This window comes from Mastigocoleus testarum BC008 (assembly GCF_001456025.1).
GTDB lineage: Bacteria > Cyanobacteriota > Cyanobacteriia > Cyanobacteriales > Nostocaceae > Mastigocoleus > Mastigocoleus testarum.
Genome location: NZ_LMTZ01000114.1, coordinates 39148 through 62225 on the forward strand (window position 1 = coordinate 39148; position 23078 = coordinate 62225).

General features: G+C 37.7%; 18 protein-coding genes. 9 read left to right on the forward strand and 9 right to left on the reverse strand.

Going from position 1 to position 23078, the window contains the following annotated elements:
- Positions 1-21: 21 nt before the first annotated feature.
- The 5 genes from mutT to dpsA all read right to left on the reverse strand — a co-directional run bounded on the left by mutT (position 22) and on the right by dpsA (position 7900).
- Positions 22-468 carry an 8-oxo-dGTP diphosphatase MutT gene (gene mutT, locus BC008_RS28570; RefSeq protein ID WP_027842169.1) on the reverse strand — a complete coding sequence of 149 codons (447 nt, stop codon included), beginning with the start codon at positions 466-468 and terminating at the stop codon, positions 22-24.
- A gap of 472 nt (positions 469-940) precedes the next feature.
- Positions 941-1288, reverse strand: a complete 348-nt coding sequence (locus BC008_RS28575) for a DUF760 domain-containing protein (protein ID WP_027842168.1) — start codon at positions 1286-1288, stop codon at positions 941-943.
- 479 nt (positions 1289-1767) lie between these two features.
- Positions 1768-2724 (reverse strand): RNA polymerase sigma factor, RpoD/SigA family, encoded by a 957-nt coding sequence (locus tag BC008_RS28580; protein ID WP_027842167.1) that lies wholly within the window; start codon positions 2722-2724, stop codon positions 1768-1770.
- Positions 2725-3285: 561 nt separating this feature from the next.
- A complete protein-coding gene (gene carB / locus BC008_RS28585) occupies positions 3286-6642 on the reverse strand; it encodes a carbamoyl-phosphate synthase large subunit (protein ID WP_027842166.1) in 3357 nt (1118 codons plus the stop codon).
- A gap of 703 nt (positions 6643-7345) precedes the next feature.
- Positions 7346-7900 (reverse strand): DNA starvation/stress protection protein DpsA, encoded by a 555-nt coding sequence (gene dpsA / locus BC008_RS28590; RefSeq protein ID WP_027842165.1) that lies wholly within the window; start codon positions 7898-7900, stop codon positions 7346-7348.
- A gap of 783 nt (positions 7901-8683) precedes the next feature.
- On the opposite strand from dpsA, the gene BC008_RS28595 reads away from it, so the two are divergent.
- The 3 genes from BC008_RS28595 (at position 8684) to BC008_RS28605 (ending at position 10451) form a co-directional block, all read left to right on the forward strand.
- Positions 8684-8941, forward strand: a complete 258-nt coding sequence (locus tag BC008_RS28595) for an Asr1405/Asl0597 family protein (RefSeq protein ID WP_058184106.1) — start codon at positions 8684-8686, stop codon at positions 8939-8941.
- A gap of 132 nt (positions 8942-9073) precedes the next feature.
- Complete coding sequence (locus BC008_RS28600) at positions 9074-9742, forward strand: (2Fe-2S) ferredoxin domain-containing protein (RefSeq protein ID WP_027842164.1); 669 nt, start codon at positions 9074-9076, stop codon at positions 9740-9742.
- 382 nt (positions 9743-10124) lie between these two features.
- The gene (locus tag BC008_RS28605) at positions 10125-10451 is read left to right on the forward strand and encodes a hypothetical protein (RefSeq protein ID WP_058184107.1); all 327 of its coding nucleotides are present in this window, start codon (positions 10125-10127) and stop codon (positions 10449-10451) included.
- Between the two features lie 113 nt (positions 10452-10564).
- On the opposite strand, the gene BC008_RS28610 is transcribed toward BC008_RS28605, so the two are convergent.
- Both BC008_RS28610 and BC008_RS28615 read right to left on the reverse strand, forming a co-directional pair.
- On the reverse strand, positions 10565-10921 hold the full coding sequence (locus BC008_RS28610) for a hypothetical protein (RefSeq protein ID WP_036264977.1): 357 nt from the start codon (positions 10919-10921) through the stop codon (positions 10565-10567).
- A gap of 98 nt (positions 10922-11019) precedes the next feature.
- On the reverse strand, positions 11020-11424 hold the full coding sequence (locus BC008_RS28615) for a GNAT family N-acetyltransferase (RefSeq protein WP_058184108.1): 405 nt from the start codon (positions 11422-11424) through the stop codon (positions 11020-11022).
- A 950-nt stretch (positions 11425-12374) separates the two neighbouring features.
- Between BC008_RS28615 and BC008_RS28620 the strand changes: the two genes are divergently transcribed.
- Entirely contained in the window at positions 12375-13727 is a 1353-nt protein-coding gene (locus tag BC008_RS28620; protein ID WP_027842162.1) for an NB-ARC domain-containing protein, read from the forward strand.
- Here BC008_RS28620 and BC008_RS51610 read toward each other — a convergent pair.
- Together BC008_RS51610 and lepA are read right to left on the reverse strand one after the other, a co-directional pair.
- Entirely contained in the window at positions 13664-14050 is a 387-nt protein-coding gene (locus tag BC008_RS51610) for a hypothetical protein (protein ID WP_235595953.1), read from the reverse strand. The genes BC008_RS28620 and BC008_RS51610 overlap by 64 nt on opposite strands.
- A gap of 69 nt (positions 14051-14119) precedes the next feature.
- A complete protein-coding gene (lepA, locus tag BC008_RS28635) occupies positions 14120-15931 on the reverse strand; it encodes a translation elongation factor 4 (protein WP_027845941.1) in 1812 nt (603 codons plus the stop codon).
- Between the two features lie 349 nt (positions 15932-16280).
- Between lepA and BC008_RS28640 the strand changes: the two genes are divergently transcribed.
- From BC008_RS28640 to BC008_RS28660, 5 genes are all read left to right on the forward strand, one after another.
- Positions 16281-16517: a hypothetical protein gene (locus BC008_RS28640; RefSeq protein ID WP_027845942.1), complete on the forward strand. Its 237-nt coding sequence runs from the start codon at positions 16281-16283 to the stop codon at positions 16515-16517.
- Positions 16518-16697: 180 nt separating this feature from the next.
- Positions 16698-18446, forward strand: coding sequence for a sensor histidine kinase (locus BC008_RS28645; RefSeq protein WP_027845943.1), 1749 nt, complete (start codon positions 16698-16700; stop codon positions 18444-18446).
- Between the two features lie 277 nt (positions 18447-18723).
- Positions 18724-19374 carry a DUF3386 domain-containing protein gene (locus BC008_RS28650; RefSeq protein WP_027845944.1) on the forward strand — a complete coding sequence of 217 codons (651 nt, stop codon included), beginning with the start codon at positions 18724-18726 and terminating at the stop codon, positions 19372-19374.
- A gap of 143 nt (positions 19375-19517) precedes the next feature.
- Entirely contained in the window at positions 19518-19748 is a 231-nt protein-coding gene (locus tag BC008_RS28655) for a NifU family protein (protein WP_027845945.1), read from the forward strand.
- 190 nt (positions 19749-19938) lie between these two features.
- Positions 19939-23037, forward strand: a complete 3099-nt coding sequence (locus tag BC008_RS28660; RefSeq protein ID WP_058184109.1) for a two-partner secretion domain-containing protein — start codon at positions 19939-19941, stop codon at positions 23035-23037.
- Positions 23038-23078: the final 41 nt, after the last annotated feature.

The following is a 23078-nucleotide window of genomic DNA, read 5'->3' on the forward strand; positions in this document are numbered from 1 at the left end:
TGCCAACAGTTAAATATATAACTATTGCTGTTTTGAACGGTCAAGTAAAGGCTGTTTTGAACTTTTTTTAATTGCTTCAATAATCTCGGTGTTGGCTGGAGGAAAAGTAAAATTTTCTAGTTCATTAACCCACACCCAACGAATTTCATCACATTCTATGGTTTGGGGCTCCCCAGAAAGATGCTGACAATGGTGAGCGGTTAGTGTAATACGTAAATTACTATAGGTATGATCGATGGTAGTTAAATGTTCTCCAACAGCAATTACCATACCTAATTCTTCTTGTATTTCACGTTTTATACATTCTTCAATACTTTCTCCTGGCTCGATTTTACCTCCAGGAAATTCCCACAAACCACCCATTTCTCCTCCTAAAGGGCGGCGGTCTATTAAGATTTGACCTTGTTCGCTCCAGATGACTGCAGCACCAATGATTTTATGGGGAGGGGTAGAGGAGGTTTGATTCATAACTTAATAGAAGAGAAAAAAAGACCTTAAAATGAATAAATAAATTTGTAGATATTTTATTGCTTTTTGCTTGAGGTAATGTGGGTAATATCCTAATTTTATAAAAACTTACTTAAAGTCAAAATTCTCTGTTTTGATTTTAAACATATTTTTAAATAAATTTAAAAGATATATTCTAAATATATATTCAAATCCAACTTGAAATTCACATTTAAGTTTTTCCTCATTTATAAGAAATAATATTCAAGACTTTTTGTATTTATTTGAAACTTGAAACTATAGTCTTACTGAGCTTGATTAGGGGAAGGCATAATGAACATGGAAAATTAAATGTTCAAGATTTGTAAGTTTTATACTTCAAATATGAGCTATATTACAAGTCCTTTTGACCATAGACTGGTATAAAAAATTTTCCCAAACACGACCACTATAGTTTTAATTCACACTAAAATTTATTTGTTGATTTACTAATTTATTCATTACTGCAATCGCCATCACTGTCCATATCTTGCAAAGCGATCTCAAAGTTCATCCTTTGTTCTGCATTGCGTAAAAAGTAACCACTCATCATCGCTGAAGCCAAAAGACGTCCGAGGTTTTCTCGATTAGTGGTAATAGTTACGCCAAAGTGTTCTGAAGGAATATTGCCAAGCAGCCCAGTTATTTTCCGTTCCATGACTTGAAAGACTTCGCTAGAATCTGGTTTGGACAATTGGCTAATTGTTTCCGGGCTCAATGATTTCACATATTGCCACAAAAAATTATCATTGTGTGGATTTTTCTCAAAAAACTCTGAAACTCGATCAAACGAATCACTCATTATGTAAGCTCCTGTAATGATTTATGAACCCAACGAGGCTTAGTTTCAGTTTAACAACCTTGGGTATTTACTGTTTTATTAAAAATAGTATGTATCTGTCTGTATCATCCACCAATCTTGAAAATAGTGGTTATTTTCATTCGACTGTCAAAACATAATGGAGACGTACAAGTGCAACGTCTCCATCACTGAATAAAGATTGTATATCTTACTATTGAGTCAATTTAAACAAGTAGTAACCCAACTGAACAGACCAAAATAACTGCAAATAGTGCACATAGTCTAGAGCGATCGGAAGTTCTCCTCTCAGAAACCTTTGGAAATTAACCAAAATCTATTTTTACTGTGCGCCCAGTCTTGAGATATAGAAAAAATAGGAAAATTTTCTAACCATACTGGTTAGTACACAGAAAGAACTGAAAAACTACCTTATTGAATTCTTAAGATCTTCTAACTATCAATTGACTTTTTGAAGTAACTTAGCTTGCCAAATATTCATTGATACTGGTTTTATATTTGCGAAGCTTGGTCAGTGCTTCTCGCTCAATCTGTCGAACTCTTTCACGACTAATATTGAGCTGTTCACCAATTTTGGCTAAAGTCATGGTTTGCCCATCGATTAAACCAAAGCGTAGAGAAATTACTTCTCTTTGCTGGGGTGTTAACTCTCCCATCAGACGTTCTAGGTCATAAGATAGTGATGATTGAGTGACAAACTCTTCTGGAGAAGCGCTAGTATCTTCTAGCATCTCACCTAATTCTGTATCGTGATTGTCTCCCAATCGTAAATCTAGAGATAGTGGTAAACGAGATTTTTCTAGATATTCCCGTACTTGTTTGGGAGTTAAGCTTAATTCCTCTGCTAATTCAGATATTGTGGCAGCTCTTCCTAATTTTTGTGACAGTTGGCGTTGGGCTTTTTTGATTTTGTTCAGCTTTTCGGTGATATGTATTGGCAACCTAATTGTACGACCTTTTTCTGCAATTGCCCGGGTAATTGCTTGTCTAATCCACCAATATGCGTAGGTAGAAAATCTATATCCTTTAGTGGGATCAAATTTTTCTACCCCCCGTTGCATGCCGATACTACCTTCTTGAATTAGATCTAGTAAGTCAACATTGCGCTTAATATACTTTTTGGCAACGGAAACAACTAAACGTAAATTCGCTTCTACCATCTTGCGCTTGGCAAATTCACCAGAATCGATGGCACTATTGAGTTCAGAGGCTTCTAAATTTGTCTCCTCTGCCCACTCTTGTAGAGTTGGTTGGCGTCCTAACTTATTTGCTAATGACTCTCGTACTTCATACAAGCTGGTTGCACGTTGTACCTGTTTCCCATAAAAAATCTCTTCTTCGTGGGTCAAAAGTGGAACGCGACCAATCTCGCGCAAGTAAGTCCGCACGAGGTCTGTTGGTTTCTGAGCGGTCTTCATGGCACTACTTTTCGGTAATTATAGGTTTGACAGTAGTTTTCAGACTTGAATTTACTTGTTACTAAATAAATAGTTTCCATTGGGTGCACTTGTAATGAAAATGGCAACCCATCAAAAAATTGCTTTTTGACCTGCTCGGCGGAGCTAATTTTTCAATAACTGTTCGATTACACTTTCACCTGCTAAAAGTTACAATTGTTCTTCTGTTAAAACAAGTATCAAGAGTTAGATAAAAAGTTACGCTTCAAACATTTATGACTTTTTCTTATTTTCTTAATAAATTGTAACATTCTCATATTTGTGATGAAGGTTCGGTAAAGCGAACTTGAAATTTATTGAAGGCATTTATTGCCTTGGATAGAGCATAATCTCACTACAAACTTACTCCGGTAACTTAATATGGTCGCACAAATATTATGAAATTTTCTTAAAATATCTCAATCATAGCGATAAATTTTTACTGTAAGTTCTGGCTTAATAATTATTTCAAGAACTAACCTGTTATCAGTCACTTGTTATCTATCCCTAGTTCGATAACAAATGACCAATAACATATAAAGCTTAAGTTGTAACGCAGTAGTCCTGGATAATTTTTACATCCAAGGTAGTGCGTTGTAAGGAACGAATAGCAGCAACCGTTGCTCTAGCGCCTGCTAGAGTAGTGATAATAGGGATTTTGTAACCTAAAGCTGTACGACGAATTAATCTTGCATCACTTTGAGCTTCTTCTCCAGAAGGCGAATTGATAATTAACTGAATTTTGCGGTTTTTGATCGCATCTAGGACGTGAGGACGACCTTCATGGAGTTTGAGTACTAATTCAACATCTAGTCCATGTTCTCTGAGCACCTGAAGTGTGCCTGATGTCGCCATTAAACCAAAGCCTAACTCAATAAATTCTTTGGCTACAGGTACAGTTGCGGCTTTGTCGCGATCGTTCATTGATACAAAGACTGTACCAGTTAAAGGAAGTAGCTCCCCTGCAGCAATTTCGGCTTTAGCGAAAGCTCTTCCAAAATCGCAATCAATGCCCATGACCTCACCTGTTGATCGCATTTCTGGCCCTAAGATTGTATCAGTACCAGCAAATTTGTCAAAAGGTAATACGGCTTCTTTGACAGCTATGTGTTCTGGAATCACTTCTTTGGTAAATTCCAATTCTTTAAGTGTTCTACCGGACATCACTAAAGATGCAATTTTTGCCAGAGGTACGCCTGTTGCTTTAGAAACAAATGGAACGGTGCGGGATGCCCGGGGATTAGCTTCGAGAATATAAACTTGGGGTGAGTCATTGTTCAAGCCAACCACGGCAAACTGGATATTCATCAAACCTACTACTTTCAGTGCCTTGGCTAACTCAGCAGTCCAGTGGCGTATTTGTGTCAGAATTTCCGGTGGTAAAGACATGGAAGGTAAAGCACAAGCCGAATCACCTGAGTGAATACCCGCTTGCTCGATGTGTTCCATGATGCCACCAATGGTAACTTCTCCGGTAAGATCTGCGATCGCATCAACATCAACTTCAGTGGCGTTTTCTAAAAACTTATCAATTAAGATTGGATGTTCTGGTTCGACTTGAACTGCGAAGGTCATATAGCGTTCCAATTCTACGTCGGAGTAGACAATTTCCATTGCTCTTCCTCCTAATACGTAGCTAGGACGTACTACAACTGGATAACCGATGCGTTTGGCAACTATCAGTGCATCCTTATAACTACGAGCAATACCATTAGGTGGTTGGGCTATCTTTAGCTCATCCAGAATTTTTTCGAATTTTTCCCGATCTTCGGCTATATCAATGGAGTCAGGAGATGTCCCCCAAATTTTGGGCATTGTAAATCCTGAGCTTTCACCACCACAAACTTCTGATTCTTGGGTCTGTGATTTTTGAGTCTCTGATTTTTCAGCTTCTGATTCTTGATTTGCAAACTCTTGAGCTTCCAAATCTTGTAAATATTTTTGTAAGGGTACCGCTAATTTAAGAGGTGTTTGTCCGCCGAACTGAACAATAATTCCTACTGGGTTTTCCGCTTCAACAATATTCAAGACGTCTTCTTTTGTGAGTGGCTCAAAATAAAGTCGATCGCTTGTATCGTAATCAGTAGATACAGTTTCTGGGTTGGAGTTAACCATGATGGTTTCGTATCCCGCATCTCCCAGAGCAAAAGCTGCATGACAACAACAGTAGTCAAATTCTATTCCCTGTCCGATGCGATTGGGACCGCCACCTAAAATCATCACTTTAGGTTTATTTGTGGGTACTACCTCTGTTTCTTCCTCATATGTTGAGTAGTGATAGGGAGTAAATGCTTCAAATTCTGCAGCGCACGTATCTACGGTTTTGTAAACAGGGATTATATTTAGTTGTTTGCGATAGTTTCTTACTTCGTCTTCAGTAGTCTTAGTTGCAAAAGCTATTTGTTTGTCACTAAACCCTTGACGCTTGACCTCAAAAAGTTGCTCTTTTGTCAATTCTGCTAAAGATGTACGCTTGAGAAATTTTTCTACCTCCAACAATTGTTGCATTTTATCTAAGAACCACGGATCGATACCTGTCAGTTCATAGATTTCTTCATTTTTAATTCCCAGTTGCATGGCGTGACGCACGGCAAATATCCTTTCTGGATTGGGAGTTCTTAACTGAGCACGAGTTTGTTCGCCACTGGGTAACTTTTCTTTAATATCGCAGCCCCAGCCCGCACGTCCTGTTTCCAATGAACGCAGAGCTTTTTGAAAAGACTCATTAAATGTCCGCCCAATAGCCATAGCTTCGCCAACCGAACGCATTTGGGTGTTTAGCACAGCTTGGGAACCAGGAAATTTTTCAAAGGCGAAACGAGGAACCTTAGTCACCACATAGTCAATGGTTGGCTCGAAGGAAGCAGGAGTTTGCTTCGTAATATCATTTTTGATTTCATCTAAGGTATAACCCACCGATAACTTGGCTGCCATTTTCGCAATTGGAAAACCTGTAGCCTTAGAAGCTAAAGCTGAAGAACGAGAAACTCGGGGATTCATCTCAATCACAATTGCTTCCCCATCTACGGGATTAATGGCAAACTGAATATTGGAACCACCCGTTTCAACACCGATCTCGCGAATAATTTTAACTGCCATATCCCGCAGCCGCTGATATTCCTTATCAGTTAGTGTTTGGGCTGGAGCAACTGTAATTGAATCCCCAGTATGAATCCCCATGGGGTCAATGTTTTCAATCGAACAGATAATTACTACGTTATCTGCCAAGTCACGCATCACTTCAAGTTCGTACTCTTTCCAACCAATTAGAGATTGATCGATGAGGATTTGTGACACCGGGGAAGCATCCAGACCTCCCTGTGCCATTTCAGCAAATTCTTCTTCGTTATAAGCGATACCACCACCTGTTCCACCCATTGTGAAAGCAGGACGAATTATGAGAGGGTATGCACCAATTTTTGTTGCAATTAACTTTGCTTCCTCTAAAGAAGAAGCTGTACCACTAGGGCACATTTTTACCCCGATACGCACCATCGCTTCATTAAATAGCTTTCTATCTTCAGCTTTCTCAATGGCTGGAAGCTTAGCGCCAATCAGTTCTACACCATATTCATCTAAAACTCCATTTTTAGAAAGCTCCACAGCAATGTTAAGAGCTGTTTGCCCCCCCATTGTTGGTAGCAGAGCGTCAGGACGCTCTTTGGCAATAACTTTTTCGACTAATAATGGTGTTAATGGTTCAATATATGTTCGTTCTGCCGTTTCTGGATCGGTCATTATGGTTGCAGGGTTGGAATTTACCAACACTACTTCATAGCCTTCTTCTCGTAGCGCTTTGCAGGCTTGAGTTCCAGAATAATCGAATTCGCAGGCTTGTCCAATGACAATTGGACCAGAACCTAAGAGCAGAATTTTCCTAATATCATCACGGCGGGGCATAGTTGTTGATTCGGAGTAGGAGGACAGGAACGTGACATTGATTTTAAAGGTCTTTGTCTCCAATTCGTCTGATTCACCACCAGGTTTTCTTGATTTGATGACATTAAGCCTAACAACATGTCAAATTTGTACGATTTTATGGTAGTTACAGTTAAATTGGCGACCTCAAATCAATGCTCCATTACCAAAAGAATAAAACCTAAAAAATAGTAATAGATATTATTCATCCGCGCATGGGTATTGAAAAGTACCCTATCAATTATTTCTGCAAACTAATGGCCTTTAGCCTTAAATACCACAATGCAGAAACATTGATTTTAAACATCAGCTTTATTTATTTATTTCATATACTAGTATTACTATTTTATACCTATGTCTATTGAAATTTTGATTGAAAATCTTATCGGAAATCTTATATCTTCTGATATGTGAAGCAACAATTAAATTTTAATTTATTTTCTTCCTTGATTGGCTTATGTAAATCATTGATATTTTACTATCATTTAAATGTAAAGTTATATGTTTAAATGATTGTTTATAAATCATTTTGTCATAGTCCGTAAGACAAAAAATATACAAAATACAAATTAAAGGCAGAGGAACGAAGGAATCGTAACCTCTGCCTTTTTCTTATAGTTATTTCCGAAAAGTTATTACCAAATCATTTTTGGTATAAAACAGAAATATTTAGGATGTAAAAGAATTAATTAGTAGAAGCTTGTACATACCCTAAAGTTAAACTATCCTTTGCTAGGAAGTGAGCCAAATGATATGCACGTTCTTCAGTCTTAAGGAGTATGGTTTCGTACAAATGACGGGTCGCACGGTCACCCAAACTCTCAGCCTGAGAAGCTTGACGGCGAATTAAAGTAATCAAAGCTTGTTCTGCTTTGAGGTCATTTTCTAACATTTGTCGGCAATTATAAACGCCATCTTGCTCTGGTTCAAAACAGCATAATTCTGCTAATTTGCTAAAGCTTGCTACAGGTACTCCACCTAAGCCATTTAGGCGTTCACCAATGTCATGAATATGTCCTTGTACCTCATCAAAACTCTCGTTAAAGAACTCATGTAATGAGTAAAATTCTGCTCCTTCAACAACAAAATGATGCTTTTGATACTGTATGTAAAGTGCCTGAAAACTTGCTAAGGCAACATTAAAACCTTCACAAACTGGCTCAGTAACACTGCGATCTAACAAGACTGGATTGTCATAAACCTGACCAAAGTTATGCACTAAAGTTTGTGTTTCAGACATTGTTCCTCTCCTCTCTTTTTCTGCAGTTATAATTGCAAACTGCTTAATCCCTACATATTAGCATCTAAAAAATAAAAAATCCCTCACAATATAATCCAATCAAAAATTTTTTTATTAATACAAATATTAATGACTAATTTTTATTAAAAATTCTATTTTTTCATCAAAATAAATAAGTCTATTTACCGCTTATTAAAGACAAAAATTCTTAATTTTTAAATCGTATTTGCACTGGTAAGAGTTCCAAACAAAATAAGATATATTTGCATTACCATAATGATTAAATAAAAAATATTTTCTTTCGAGTTACAGAGTTTATTCATAAGATAAATTAAACACATGCAATGAGGCGTGATTAGTAGTAAACAACGAATTTTCAAATATATAAAGGACTTTTTATCAAAATAAATGTATTTTTTTTTACTTTTTTGCTGCTCCACTGTGAGGTGAAGGCTGTAGATATGGGGCTGCCTGCAAGTAAATATTTCGCTTGATGATGAGCAATTTTTCTTATTTTTTTATTTTTTTTGCAAAACTAATGAGAAATGTTTGCAGTTAATGTATCCTGTAATAGAGGGGCAAGCTAGCTAAGAATTAATTCCAAGAAGTTTTAAGCTTCTTGTATTTGTCGTCTTATTAACCAGTAGTTTCATGCTTCACGCGTGGCATGATGTGCAAATTATTTTTCTTGTTCTAGCGAGCAAGCTGCATCTTTACAGCTTGTTTGTATCGACAAAGCTTAATAGTTCTCCAAGCTTTATTGCACTTTGAGGGTCATTAGATTTGGAAGGTTCAATTTCTAACTACAGTTTCAAGCAGGTTGTAAAAGTAAGTCGGACAGATCGCTGGGAAGTTTATCGGCGCTTACAGGAATTAGAAATTCCTTGTCAGTGTCAAACAAATCAAGAACTGACAGTGGAGGTTTCTAACATTGCAACAGCAGTTCAAGTTTGGAGTGTTGTACGTCAATTAAATGCTGAACGCCAAGACTTGATAGAAATTCTTGAAGAGTGTTGGCATTATCGTTATCACAAATTATAAATAATGTCTTCTTTCATGCAGTGAAGCTGATTCATTGCAAACAAGTTTTGATTTTAAGCAGAGTTTGACGTTAGTCATAAGTGCATCGCAACATCATTCACATTTTTTGTTTGTAAAAAATAGGTTTGGACAATGGGTAAATCTCATAAAACAGAAATATCCGATTTTTGCTTAGAGGGTGCTTTCCGACATTTAGTCATTAAAGACCGCTATAAGCTCAAAGGTTTGGTATTGGATACTGATGAAGGTGAAGTTTACGTTAAGTTAGCCAAACATTTGCGGATCGCTTTCGATTGGAGATTAGCAGTAGGTACTCAACTAAAAGTATGGGGAACTAAAAAATATTATTTAAAAAGTGGGGAAATTAAGCTAAAAGCCGAACAAATTAGAGCCGCAAATCCCCAATTACAGGCAGATAGAGTAAATGGAAGTGTAAAAAAAGCAAGCAATCCTCTCGTTGCTTCTCCTGGATTAGCTAATAAACCTGCCAAAAAAGATAAGAAAACAAATATTTTAGTTTGTCAAAAATCAGATTGTATGAAGCGCGGTGGTAAAGCTTTGTGTCAAGCTTTAGCTGCAGCAATTAGCGATCGCGGTTTAGAAGGACAAGTCAATATTAAGGGTACTGGCTGCATGAAGAAATGTAAGGCTGGACCAAACTTAGTAATGCCGGATAAAACTCGTTACAGTCGTATTCAGGCTAAACAAGTAGCAGCACTTATGGAAAAACATTTCGGTTCTCCGAAGATTGAAGAAAAAGAAGAGGATTTAGTTGAAAATCCAATGCCTGTGGCTAGTTAGAATATATCAGTAATAGTTATCAGTTTACTCTGTTGCGAACGCTCAGTTTTTATTGCTAATTTTTGATCTGTAGTTAGGACTTATCTGTCAGAATTGAACAGATTCAATAGTTAATTTTTGGTGTGTAGTTGGGCTATTATTTACCCCTAATCAATACCTCATTTTTTTCATAGTGCAACTACAAACCACTTATGGCGCTACGCGCAAGTCAAAAATTAAAAACATTAAAACGTTTACAACCAATTAAACTAGCCCATTATTTGCCTTCTTCTACAACTTTTTATGATGTAAGTTTTCCAAAATGTGCAAAATAGAGGCATTTGAAAATAGATAAGGATTAGATTAATATATTTCCGTAAATTAAAATAAATCGCTTATTGTAATGCTTTCTGGAAAGATTGCAATAGTTTCTTTGTCTGCTGGAATTGTCGCTGCTGCTTTTCCTAGCTTTATTGATAGTATTTTTAAAAAATTTTCAACAGAAACAAATACTTTAAATCTCAGGGAAATTATAAATAGATTTTTGCTTGTAGGTTGTCTTGGAGGTTGGTTGATAGGCATAATATTTTATGCATTTGCTATTCATGAGCCCAAACCCATACAAACAATTTTTATTTATTCAATAATTATCGGAATCATTGCTCCAACTTTATCAAATTTATTTTTATTTACATATCGCAAACTGTTTCCTAGGAAAGAAATTACATAAGTTAAAATAAGTGAACCATAAATATATAGAGATTTTATATATAAAAATAAATGTATAAAAGTTAGCTAAAAAATAATTTTATTTGATTATCTCAATGAAAAATTTTTGGTTAATTAACTTTGATTTCGTGAAGATATGCGCTCAAATAGTTTATTTGTAATACCTACAACAGGAAAAATTAGTATCGCATAAGGAATAAATGACTGAGTAATATTTTCAGTTGATGTTGTCTCATCGAAAATCAAAGTAATAAACACTCCCAAACCAACTAGAATCCCACAAATAAAACCAGAGTAAACATATTTTGGTAAAAGGTTATTAATATTTATTTCTTTCTGATTGACGAATTTATCAAAAGTATCTTCAATACTGCATTGAACTAAGCCACCAAAAAATCCAGCAACAGCACTAAATAATATACTCTTATCCACTTCTGTTAGCTGAGACAAAAAAGATATTCTTTCAATCATAATTCAAAATATCTAATTTTTATTATTAACTATTAGTTTGTAGAGGTGACCAGATGTATTCAATATTTGCTTGTCCATTAATTTTGTTTGTGGACGTACTACCTGTAAAAAAAACCATGCTTGACATAAAAATAACAAGCTTTTGTATTACTTTGTAATGTTGTGAGTCTAAGACCTTGGGGACAAATTGTTTTAGCTTTATTAATTAATGCCGAACCAATACCTTGATTTTGAAAGATTGGATCTACAAAGATTTGATTTAATTCACCAGTGGTTTTGCTATTGTCAACTCTAAATACTACGATAAAGCCTACTACCTGACTTTTAATATCTGCAACCCAAACTTCACCTCTGCATAAAATTTCATCACGAAACCGTTTTTCCCATAGATAATAAGGCTGTGGATGTCGAATGTTTGGAAATGAATAATGCCAAGTTTTGTACCAAAGTTGAACTATTTTGCTCAAATCTTGTGATTCACAAATTCTAACTATTGCTTTCATCGCTCGAAGCTTTGGGGTATGGGAAATAGGAATTTATGAATTTCCTTAAGTCATAGATTTTGAATGTATGAAAAACCTTGAATCATTGCTGTAGGGAGTTTCTGTAAATCTTATGTAGCGTTTACCCATCCCTTCGCCAGTATCTTACAAGTCTTGCTTAAATTTCAAAAATGTAATTTCTAATAGAATTAATACCGACCTAAAACAAGGAATTAGTGCTTTAGGTCGGTCGACACCCTGATGACTAAGGTTAATCTTCTCTCATATAAGTCTAAGTTGACCACCAAAGATAAAAGTTTTAAGCATAAAAGTTAATTCTTCGTTTAAAAAATATCACAGACAAATAGCCCAAACCTTTGTAGGAACTTAATTTGTGATAATTTTGAAATCAAGCTACTAGCATATCTCTATATTGCTTATAATTTAGTAAAAGAAAAATAACTAATTTAAGAAAATTTTTGCCCACCGGTACATCAATAAATCCCAAGACAAGGAATTTAAGATTTTTCAGCTTATGCTTCTGTCATGACTTTCCTCCAGTAATTTATAGCCTGAAAACTTGTGCTACTTCTATTAAATAATTTTGTGAATAACTGTGATTGATATAGTCTTACTTTAGGGGTCTCTCAACAGGATTTTGATAAACAATCGATAAGGGGTAAGCACCCTCGTGCTTACATTGCTATATTGTGATATATGAATAACTTCAATAATTTGCAGAGCATTTCTGATCGCTCTCATTTTTCTTTAATGAGTCGTGAAAAATAAGGAAATCTGAGCTTGAAAGGCGAACCACATCCTATCCCATACGTATTTGCCCTAGATTTTATGGGGTTTGAGGTGCCTTCAATGGCTGTAAAGTCTAATGGCTATGACATCCTTAAAACTCCAATATGCATTGTATTGAATTACCTAATTTCTATTCAGTACCCATTATTGTGTAGCTTGATATGGGGCAACAGAAGTCAAGACGGAAGCGTGGTGTTATCCTCACCACCAAAGGTTTGAACAAATTCTTTGAAGCAAGAGAATCACAAGAGGTTGAGAAAAATTATGGATACCGATATACCTTAGAAGAATTGAGCGATCGCACGGGCTTGGTTCCAATGACAATAACCAAGGTTTTAAATTGCAAAGCAGGAGTTGACAAACAAACACTTTTGCAACTTTTCAAAGCTTTTGGTTTGGAATTAAGAAAAAGCGATTATACGTTTCCAACTCCAGCATTGGTACAAAGTAAATCTGAAATCCTTCGGCGAACTGATTGGGGGGATGCAATTGACGTATCGGTTTTTTATGGACGTGAAGATGAGCTTCAAACTTTACAAGATTGGATTGTCAAAGATTGCTCTCGCTTCGTGGCGGTTTATGGAATTGGTGGGATCGGTAAAACAGCTCTTTCAGTCAAGCTAGCTCAGAGAATTCAAGAAAAATTTGAATTTGTTATTTGGCGCAGTATTCGCAATTCTCCTTCTGTTGAAGAAATTATCGGCAAATCTATCCAATTTTTTGCTGACGATCAAACAATAAATTTACCAGAATCTTTGTTTAACAGGTTATCCTTATTTCTTCATTATCTAAAAGCTCATCGCTGTTTAATAATACTCGATGGCATAGAAACAATTTTTCAAGGTGGGGAGCCTGTAGGACAATATCGGGAAGGATACGAAGGTTATAGTGAGTTATTTAAATTGGTGGGAGAAACTTCTCATCAAAGTTGTTTGCTGATTGCATCTCGGGAAAAACCCAAGGAAATTATCTCTTTAGGTGGTGCAAGTTTACCGGTGAGGTCTTTACAAATTGTGGGCTTAGAAACAGCAGATGTGAAAGCCATTTTAAATTCTAAAGGGATATTGAATGTTAGCGATGCCGAATGCTTACAACTTATTGAGTCCTATGGGGGGAATCCCCAAGCATTAAAGATAGTTGCGACATCAATTCAAGATTTATTTGCTGGCAATATTTCTGAGTTTTTTGCTCAAAATATCACTGTATTTGGCGATATTCAGGAATTATTAGACCAACAATTTAACCGATTATCTGTTTTAGAGCAGGAAATTATGTACTGGTTAGCAATGAATCAAAAACCAGTCAAACTCAATCAATTTAGTCAAAATATTACTTATCCTGAAAAATTACCCCAAGTTTTAGGAGCTGTGGAGTCTTTGAGACGGCGATCGCTATTGGAGAATAATCATGGTTTCTTCAGTCTGAAGCCAGCAGTGAGAGAGTACGTTAATCAAAAAAGATTGGTTGAGGGGGTTTTTAAGGAAGAGAATGAATTGGTAATTGGTAATTGGTAATTGGTAATTGGTAATTGGTAATTGGTAATTGGGGATTGAGGATTGGCGACTGGGGATTGGGGATTATTTACTTCTGACTTCTGACTTCTGACTCCTGACTCCTGACTTCTGACTCCTGACTCCTGACTTCTGATTTCTGATTCCTGACTTCTGACTTCTGACTTCTGACTCCTGACTCCTGACTTCTGACTCCTGACTCCTGACTCCTGATTTCTGATTCCTGACTTCTGACTCCTGACTTCTGACTTCTGACTTCTGACTTCTGACTCCTGACTCCTGACTTGCGCGCAGCGCTTTTGCTTAACAAACAAATAAAAAAACATAGAGACGCACTATGTACGTCTCCAGTTGGTGAAGTAATTTTGTTTTACGTCTTTGTTTGTGAGAGAAAATCACTCTTTGTCCAAGCGCAATACAGCCATGAATGCTTCTTGAGGTACGTCTACAGTACCTACAGACTTCATTCGCTTTTTACCTTTGGCTTGTTTTTGCAAAAGTTTCTTCTTACGGCTAATATCGCCGCCATAACATTTGGCTAGAACGTCTTTGCGTAATGCGGGAATATGTTCGCTGGCGATAACTTTACTACCAATAGCTGCTTGGATTGGAACTTTAAATTGATGACGGGGAATTAATTCTTTAAGTTTTTCTGCCATCGAACGCCCTACAGCGTAAGCTTTATCCCGGTGGACAATCATTGCTAAAGAATCTACTGGATCGCCGTTAATCATTAGATCCAGTTTCACTAGGGGGTTTTCACGGTATCCAATTAGGTGATATTCCATACTGGCATATCCGCGAGAACGAGATTTCATTTGGTCAAAAAAGTCGGTGACAACTTCTGCCAGAGGTAACTCATAGGTGAGTGTTGTTCTCCCCTGGGTGAGATACTTCATATCTTTAAAGATACCTCTTCTTCCTTGTCCCAACTCCATCAGAGTACCGACATAAGTTTCCGGAGCAATCATTTCTACTCGGACGTAGGGCTCCTCAATTTTTTGTCGTTCGTTGGGAGAAGGTAAATGGCTGGGGTTATCAATAAATACTTCTTCACCTTTGATCGTAGTTACTTTATACACTACAGATGGGGCGGTAATAATCAAATCCAGATTATATTCTCGTTCGAGGCGTTCCTGGACGATTTCCATATGTAACAGACCTAAGAAACCGCAACGGAAACCAAAACCCATAGCGCTGGAAGTCTCTGGCTCAAATTGCAAAGCAGCATCATTAAGTTTTAGTTTGTCTAAAGCTTCCCGTAAATCTTTAAACTGATCGGCATCGATGGGAAACATCCCACAAAATACCATTGGGTTAGCTTCTGCATATCCAGGTAAAGGTTCTGCTGCTTTATTTTTGGCTAAAGTGATTGTATCGCCGACCCGAGCATCTTCTACTGCTTTAATGGCAGCACTAAGATAACCAACTTCCCCTGCGTGTAATTCATCCACTGGCTTTTGATTTGGTGAAAGCACCCCAATTTCATCAATTTCGTATTCCTTACCAGAAGCCATTAAGTAAATGCGATCGCCTTTTTTCAGCGTTCCGTCCATGACCCGGAAGTAAACGATTACTCCCCGATAAGTGTCATAGTAGCTATCGAAAATTAATGCCCTTAGCTTTTCGTCGGTAGTATCTTTTGGTGGTGGTACCCGTTCGACAATTGCTTCCAGAATTTCATCAACACCAATACCTTCTTTCGCCGAAGCCAAAATTGCACCGCTACAGTCTAAACCAATGATTTCCTCGATTTCTGCAGCGACTCGATCTGGTTCAGCCCCGGGTAAATCAATTTTATTTAGAACTGGAATAATTTCTAAATCATTCTCAATTGCCAAATAAACATTGGCTAGGGTCTGTGCTTCTACACCCTGAGAAGCATCTACCACAAGAAGTGCGCCTTCACAAGCAACAAGACTGCGGGACACTTCATAGGAAAAATCGACGTGACCGGGAGTATCAATTAAATTTAATACGTAATTTTGATCGTCTTTAGCTGTGTAATTCATCCGGGCAGCTTGCAGCTTGATAGTAATGCCGCGCTCCCGTTCCAAATCCATATTATCGAGAAATTGTTCTTTCATTTGCCGGCTTTCTACGGTGTTCGTCATTTGTAGTAAGCGGTCGGCAAGGGTTGATTTCCCGTGATCTATGTGAGCAATAATACAAAAATTCCGAATGCGAACTGCGGGAACGTCAGTCATATACTTTGTTTGCTTGAGCAGCGACCAAGATTGATAAGTTACTTAATGTATTTTAATGCTTTCTTACGTTAGATGGGGATTTGATATTAGGGATTGGGTGTAGGAGAAAAGATAGCAGAATTGAAGATAAAAGACAAAGATATATTGCGTGTCCATTTATCTGTTCTAAGATTCATGTGTTAGGGGCGTAAAATAAACTTGAATAATACAATATATAGATTGGTTTGGCGATATGCCCTTCACTAATAAGGTGTATTAGCTGGATATGGTCGGTAGCAACTGACGTTCGCAATTAATTTCAATAAGAGATTACAAATCTGAAAGTACACACAAAAGAGTAGATATACCAATGGATACGAACGAACAAGCTTCCAATATAGAATCAAAGCGTAAAGAAAAAGTCGAAATTGCAATTCAGATCGATCCAGAATTAGTTGACCAAATCCAACATTTAACTAGCAACCCTTCAAAAGTTATTGAGGTCGCAATCCGTCAATGGTTAAGAGGTGAAACCCCCAGAGATGATGAATTAACTCGTACCCCCTATCGTACACCCCTACCACCTAGAGGTGACTGGAACGACTAACCCAAATAAGAAATATGTCTTAATAAATAATTGATGCAATGTAGTATTTGGTATATTCAAAGCTACGTTTGCCACAAAACTTTGTAGATTGCGCTGGATGCATCAATAATTTATGTCAAACTCGATCCAATAATTCGCCCAACCTGTTTGAGCTACTATTTGTCTATCTAAACTCGTATCATGAGTATCAGTGCTAATTCCCAAGTAACAAATTTAATGCCAGAAAAGCAAGGATCGGAACATCTAAGTATTTCATTGGCTAATTTAGGTGCAGAGTTGGCGTTTTTACAAAGTGGGACGGGAAATTACTTAGATTTTCACTGGGAACAAAGTAAGGAACTAGGAATTAATTTACTAGACTTAGTTGATAGTAAAAATGAAGAAGTAGCATTTACTCCCATAGATAAAGATGCTTACTCATTTCTGTTGCAGCAGATATTAACAAATTTAGTTCCCCAGAAATGTCAATGTTGGTTCCATTGTTGCGGACTTCTATTGGAATTGGAATTGACAATTACTCCCATTTTGCCACCTTTGGGTCATGATGCGACAACCCTTCTAGTTATGGGTCGAATATTGCAAACCCAATCTCAAAACCCAGAGAATGGAAGTGCAAGTAACATTTTCACTCCAGTGCAGGTTGGGAAAGATAGAAATTTAGGGCTGCAACAATATCAGAAATTAGTCAATCAAATTACCAGAAATGTCCGGCGAACGTTAAATATAGATATTATTTGGCAACGAACTGTTAACGATCTTGGTAAGTCTCTGGGGTTAGAGCGTTGTATCATTTGTCCTTATCAACCCTCCAATACCAAATTGAAGGCGATCGCCGAATACCGCCAACCAAATATTAAGTCGATATTGGGTTTAGAAATAGATCTCGCTTCCGAATCTATATTCACCCAAGCTTTGACAACTTTGGAACCGGTTTTTCAATTAGGCGCGGGAAATTCTATTTTTGAACAAAAGCAAGTTTTAGTTGTTGCAACTTGTCATCAAGATGAACCTAATGGGTTAATTGCTGCAACTTTGAGTGATGAATCTTATATTCCTACAACTGCGGAATTAGTATTTGTTAAGGACTTAGCCGATCAGTTGGGAACTGCGATCGCTCATGCAATTCTGTACCAAGAATTATCCATCGCCCGTCAAGAAGCTGAAGATGCTTCCCACCTCAAAAGTGAGTTTCTTGCTAATGTCTCCCATGAGATTCGCACGCCACTTAATGGCATGATTGGATTCTTGAAGTTAATTTTAGATGGGATGGCAGACGATCCAGAAGAACAAAGACAGTTTCTCCTGGAAGCTCATAAGTCGTCTTTGCACTTGCTGGATGTAATTAATGACATTTTAGATTTTGCCAGGATAGAAGCTGGCAAGATGGAAATAGAATTGCGTTCTGTGAAACTAGACGAACTCTTCAACGACGTTGAAAGTTTCATGCGCATGCAAGCTGAACAGAAAAAACTCAGCTTCCAGATCCAAATGCCTGAAACTTCAGATGAAGTTATGGTTTATGGTGATTATCAACGCCTCAAGCAAGTTATGTTAAATCTAGTGGGTAATGCAATCAAGTTTACCCATGAGGGTGGTATTACTATTAGCGCGGATGTTGTATTGAAAAAAATTATCTTTGACGAACAACAATTTCCCGGAATTGTGAGGTTAAGGGTCGCAGATACTGGTATTGGTGTATCTCTGGACAAACAGGACAAATTATTTCAATTATTTTCCCAGGTTGATGGATCTAGAACACGACAGTATGGCGGTACCGGTTTAGGATTAGTAATATCCCAAAAATTAGTAGAAACCATGGGTGGAGAAGTTCATTTTTACAGTCTGGGTGAAGGATTGGGTTCAACTGTAACTTTCTCTGTTCCACTTTACCAACAACCCGTCATGGTTTCATCGAGTGAGGGAGAGTAGGGATTGGCGACTGGCGACTGGCGACTGGGAGAATTGATATATATTTTTTATCTGTTAATTAAGCCCTATTCTCAATTTTCGACCTGGGTAAGTTTCGGAAAGTACGGGAAGTGATTTACCCGGCTATAAATCCTGTGCAAAATTTCGTCTCCAATCGCCATATGCCGCAAGGCGGCACGCAGTGCTTATGGCTAACGCCACGCTTCCGCTAACGCCAATCCCCAATCCCCAATCCCCAATAAACTAAACTTAAAAAAGTAAACTTAAAAGTGGTTATATGACAACTCAAATAACAGGCCGCGAGTTATTTCAAACCGCTTACGAAAGTCGTTACACTTGGAATGAAAAGTTTCCCGGCTATAGTGCGGATGTGAAATTAATGCAAGGTGCAGAGGTTTGTACTGGAAAAATTCGCATCAACCGCGATCTAACAGTAGAAGTAACGGAAGTACCTAACGAAGAGGTCAAAGCTGGGATATATACCCAATTACGCGATCTTGTTAATCATCGTCAACCAACTTCTTTTGAAGAGTCTTACGGTCAGTACGAGTTTAGTCTCGGTCAAACTGATGATGATGGTGGTGTAGAAGTTTTTGTTAGTGGTGATTCTACAAGTTCCACTTACAAAATCCGTAACAAGGAAGTTGTCTGCGTGACTCGAGTCATGGGAAAGACAGTTTTTGTCATTGATACCCACCAAAGTTTAGATACTGGTTGTGGGTATGTCGCGACTCACTACAGTGCCATTTTTCGTGACAGTAAAACCGATGAAATTAAAAGCATACTAAAATTTGAAGACACCTACGAAAAAATTGGTGACTATTACTTAATGACTAAGCAAGTAATTACAGAAAATATTGCTGGCGAGGACAATGCTACTGAGTTTAGTTACCCTAATATCAAATTAATGGAAGCTGCATCTGTTTAATCATAGATGATTCAAAATAACAAACATAAACACAACTAACTGCAACTAACCACTGATAACTGACGATTAAGCTGCTATTGTCGTCTAGGATCTAGATAACAAAACTACAAAGTCGATTTTTGATTTAGCGAGGTCTTAAAATTATGGAACTGACGACACAAAACGTAGAAACTGTTTTAGATGAAATGCGCCCTTACTTGATGTCTGATGGCGGAAACGTCGAACTAGTCGAACTGGATGGTCCAATTGTTAAATTACGTTTGCAAGGTGCTTGTGGTTCCTGTCCTAGTTCTGCTATGACCTTGAGAATGGGGATTGAACGCCGTTTGAGAGAAATGATTCCAGAAATTGCCGAAGTTGAGCAAGTTCTTTAGGTACTAGGGATTGGGAATTGGCTATTGGGGATTGGGTGTTATCTTCCTAGTCCCCAGTCCCCAATCCCCAGTCTCCTAATCACCAGCTAGTGTTAATTTCAGAAAAGTTGATGGGCAGTATATAAATACACCTAACAAAAATATTTTTTCAGTGGTGTAGCTATTTTAGATTGCCAGGGTCAACAGGCAAATGGTTAACATCTCCATCTCTCGGATTTCTCCTTTTAACAGTATTCAAGGGAAAATTCACTGGTTAACAGCTATTATTTCGTTAGTTTGCTGTTCCCTACCTATTTACTCTGAGCGAGCGATCGCTGATATTGTTGCTGATGATACTTTGCAAAATCATACAGTAGTTTCGACGCCCAATGTAAACTTGCTCGAGATTACCGGGGGGACTAGACCAGAGAATGGTGGTAACCTGTTTCATAGTTTCACAAATTTTTCTCTTCAGTCTAATGAAACTGCCCGATTTATTCACGAATCTGGAATTCAAAATATTATTACCAGGATTACAGGCGGTTCACTTTCTAATATTGACGGTACTATTCAAACATTAATTGATGGCACTACAGATAATAGAGGAAGTGCCAATTTTTTTCTTATTAATCCTAGTGGCATTATTTTTGGTGAAAATGCCAAGTTAGATATTGGTGGTTCGTTTTTTGCTGGTACTGCTGAAAGTATTAAATTTGCAGATGGTAGTTTTTATAGTGCGGTTAATTCCCAAGGAACGCTACTGTTGACTGTTGATGTTCCTGTAGGTTTACAATATGGTTCTGATTCGGGAGATATTACCGTTCGAGGTCCGGGTAGTAATATCTCCTTTGATTTTGATACCTTTTCTACTGACCGGAGCGATCGCACATTAGGATTACAAGTATTACCAGGTAAAACCTTAGCTCTGGTGGGTGGTAATGTCATTTTATCTGGGGGAAATTTGACAGCTGAGCAAGGAAGAGTTGAATTGGGTAGCGTCCGAGGTGAAGGTTTAGTTAACCTAATTTCTACTACTTCAGGTTGGAATTTAGAATACGAGCAAGTTAACAACTTCCAAGATATTAACCTCACTGCTGCGGCTTCAGTAGATGTCAGTGGTAATGGTGGTGGTGAGGTGCAAGTGATAGGACGTAATATCTCTTTAACCGATGGTTCGGCGATTTTAGCTAATACTGCTGGTGACTCAACAGGAGGAATGTTAAGTATTAAAGCAACAGAAGCACTAGAAGTCGTTGGTTTTTCTTTTGAACTCCCTTTATCCACCAATATATCTGCTGATGTAGAGTTTGAAGCGACAGGTAATGCTGGAGAAATTCAAATTGACGCTAAAAGCTTAATTGTTGATGGTGGGGGACAAATCGGAAGCGGTACTTTTGGTACGGGAAATGGGGGAAGAATTAGGGTCAAGGCTGAGGATATCGAGTTAAATTTTGGTGGTCCTTTTGGTCCTAGTGGTCTATTTACCAATGCTGCGTTTGGTACTGGTAATGGTGGTGAGATTTTCATTGAAACCAATCGCTTACTAGTTAATGAAGGAGCAACGATTAGCAGTGGAAATTCTTTGAATTCTGATGGTCATGCTGGAAATTTGAGCATCAAAGCCCAGGATATTCAACTGGTTGGTGCTGCTTTTGGTCAATTTCCTAGTGGTTTGTCTGCTAGTGGTTCTTCCCCTACTGGAAATGGAGGAAAAATTAAGCTTGAAACTAACACTTTAAAACTAATTGATGGAGGACAAATCGATACTAGTACCTCTGGTTTGGGTAATGCAGGTGGATTAGAAATTCAAGCGAATCAGATCGAAGTTTCCGGTGTTTCTTCTGCTGGATTACCTAGCGGTATATTCGCTAACGTACAAGCAGGAGCAGATGGTAATGGGGGTTTAATAAGTCTTCAAACAGAAAGTTTAAGTTTATTTGATGGAGGACAAGTTGATACTAGTACCTCTGGTTTGGGTAATGCGGGTGGACTAGAAATTCAAGCGAATCAGATCGAAGTTTCCGGTGTTTCTTCTGCTGGATTACCTAGCGGTATATTCGCTAACGTACAAGAGGGAGCAGATGGTAATGGAGGTTTAATAAAAATTGCAACAGAAAGTTTGCGCTTATTTGCTGGAGGACAAATCGATACTAGTACTTTTGGTTCTGGGAATGGCGGTACTTTAGAGATCGAAGCTTCTGAAATTGAAGCTAATGGATTTACCAATAACTTTCCCAGTGGCTTATTTAGTACTACGAATTTTGGTCGGGGAGGAAGTTTAAGTATTGATACTAATACTCTAAGTCTGAGTGGGGGAGCACAAATTAGTTCTACCACCTTTGCGAACGGAGATGCAGGTAGTTTAAATATTCAGGCTCAAAAAGTAGAATTAAGTGGTTTTGTGAACGAAGTAGGTAGCAGTGGTTTATTTAGTGCTGCTATTGTCGGTACTGGTAATGGCGGTCAATTAAATCTTGTTACAGATAAACTTAATGTCCTTGATGGTGCGACTATTTCAGTTAGTAATTTCTCCAGTCGCAATCCAGATATTACTCCAGGGACAGGAAATGCAGGAAACCTAAATATTCAAGCTGCAGAGATTTTCCTGAACAATGATGGTAGCCTGAGGGCGGAAGTAAATGCAGGTGATCGGGGAAATATATTTCTTGATACCGATCTATTATTCATGCGTCGTGGTAGTAATATTACCGTCAATGCCATTGGAACTGCTAATGGAGGAAATATCATAATTAATTCTCCCATTATTGTCGGTTTGGAAAACAGCGATATTGTCGCAAATGCAGTCACAGGTGATGGAGGTAATATAAATATTACTACTCAAGGTATATTTGGTTTAGAATTTCGCGATCGCCTGACTCCAGAAAATGATATCACTGCTAGTTCTGAGTTTGGTGTAAATGGTACAGTGGACATCAATAATCTTGATATCGATCCGAACTCTGGTTTAGTGGAACTACCAACATCAATACAGTCTTCCCAAGAAATTGCAACGGTTTGTTCTAGTAAATTTGGTAGTAGTTTTGCAGTTACTGGAAGGGGTGGAATGCAACAAAACCCTACTCAACAAGTAAATGCAAATCGTGTTTGGTCAGATATTCGCGACTTACCTGCATATCAAAAGCAAACAAATAATATTGTTCGGGTTAATGATAGAGAAGTTAATCAATCATCAGCCATTATCGAAGCTTCTGGTTGGATACGCAATTCCCAAGGAGACATTGAATTTGTAGCATTTAATCCCAATTCTCCTAACTTGGTATCACCTGTAGCAGTAAATTGTTCTAACTAAGATTTTTTAATGATGTTGGCAGTAAGTAGCACTTTAGTGCA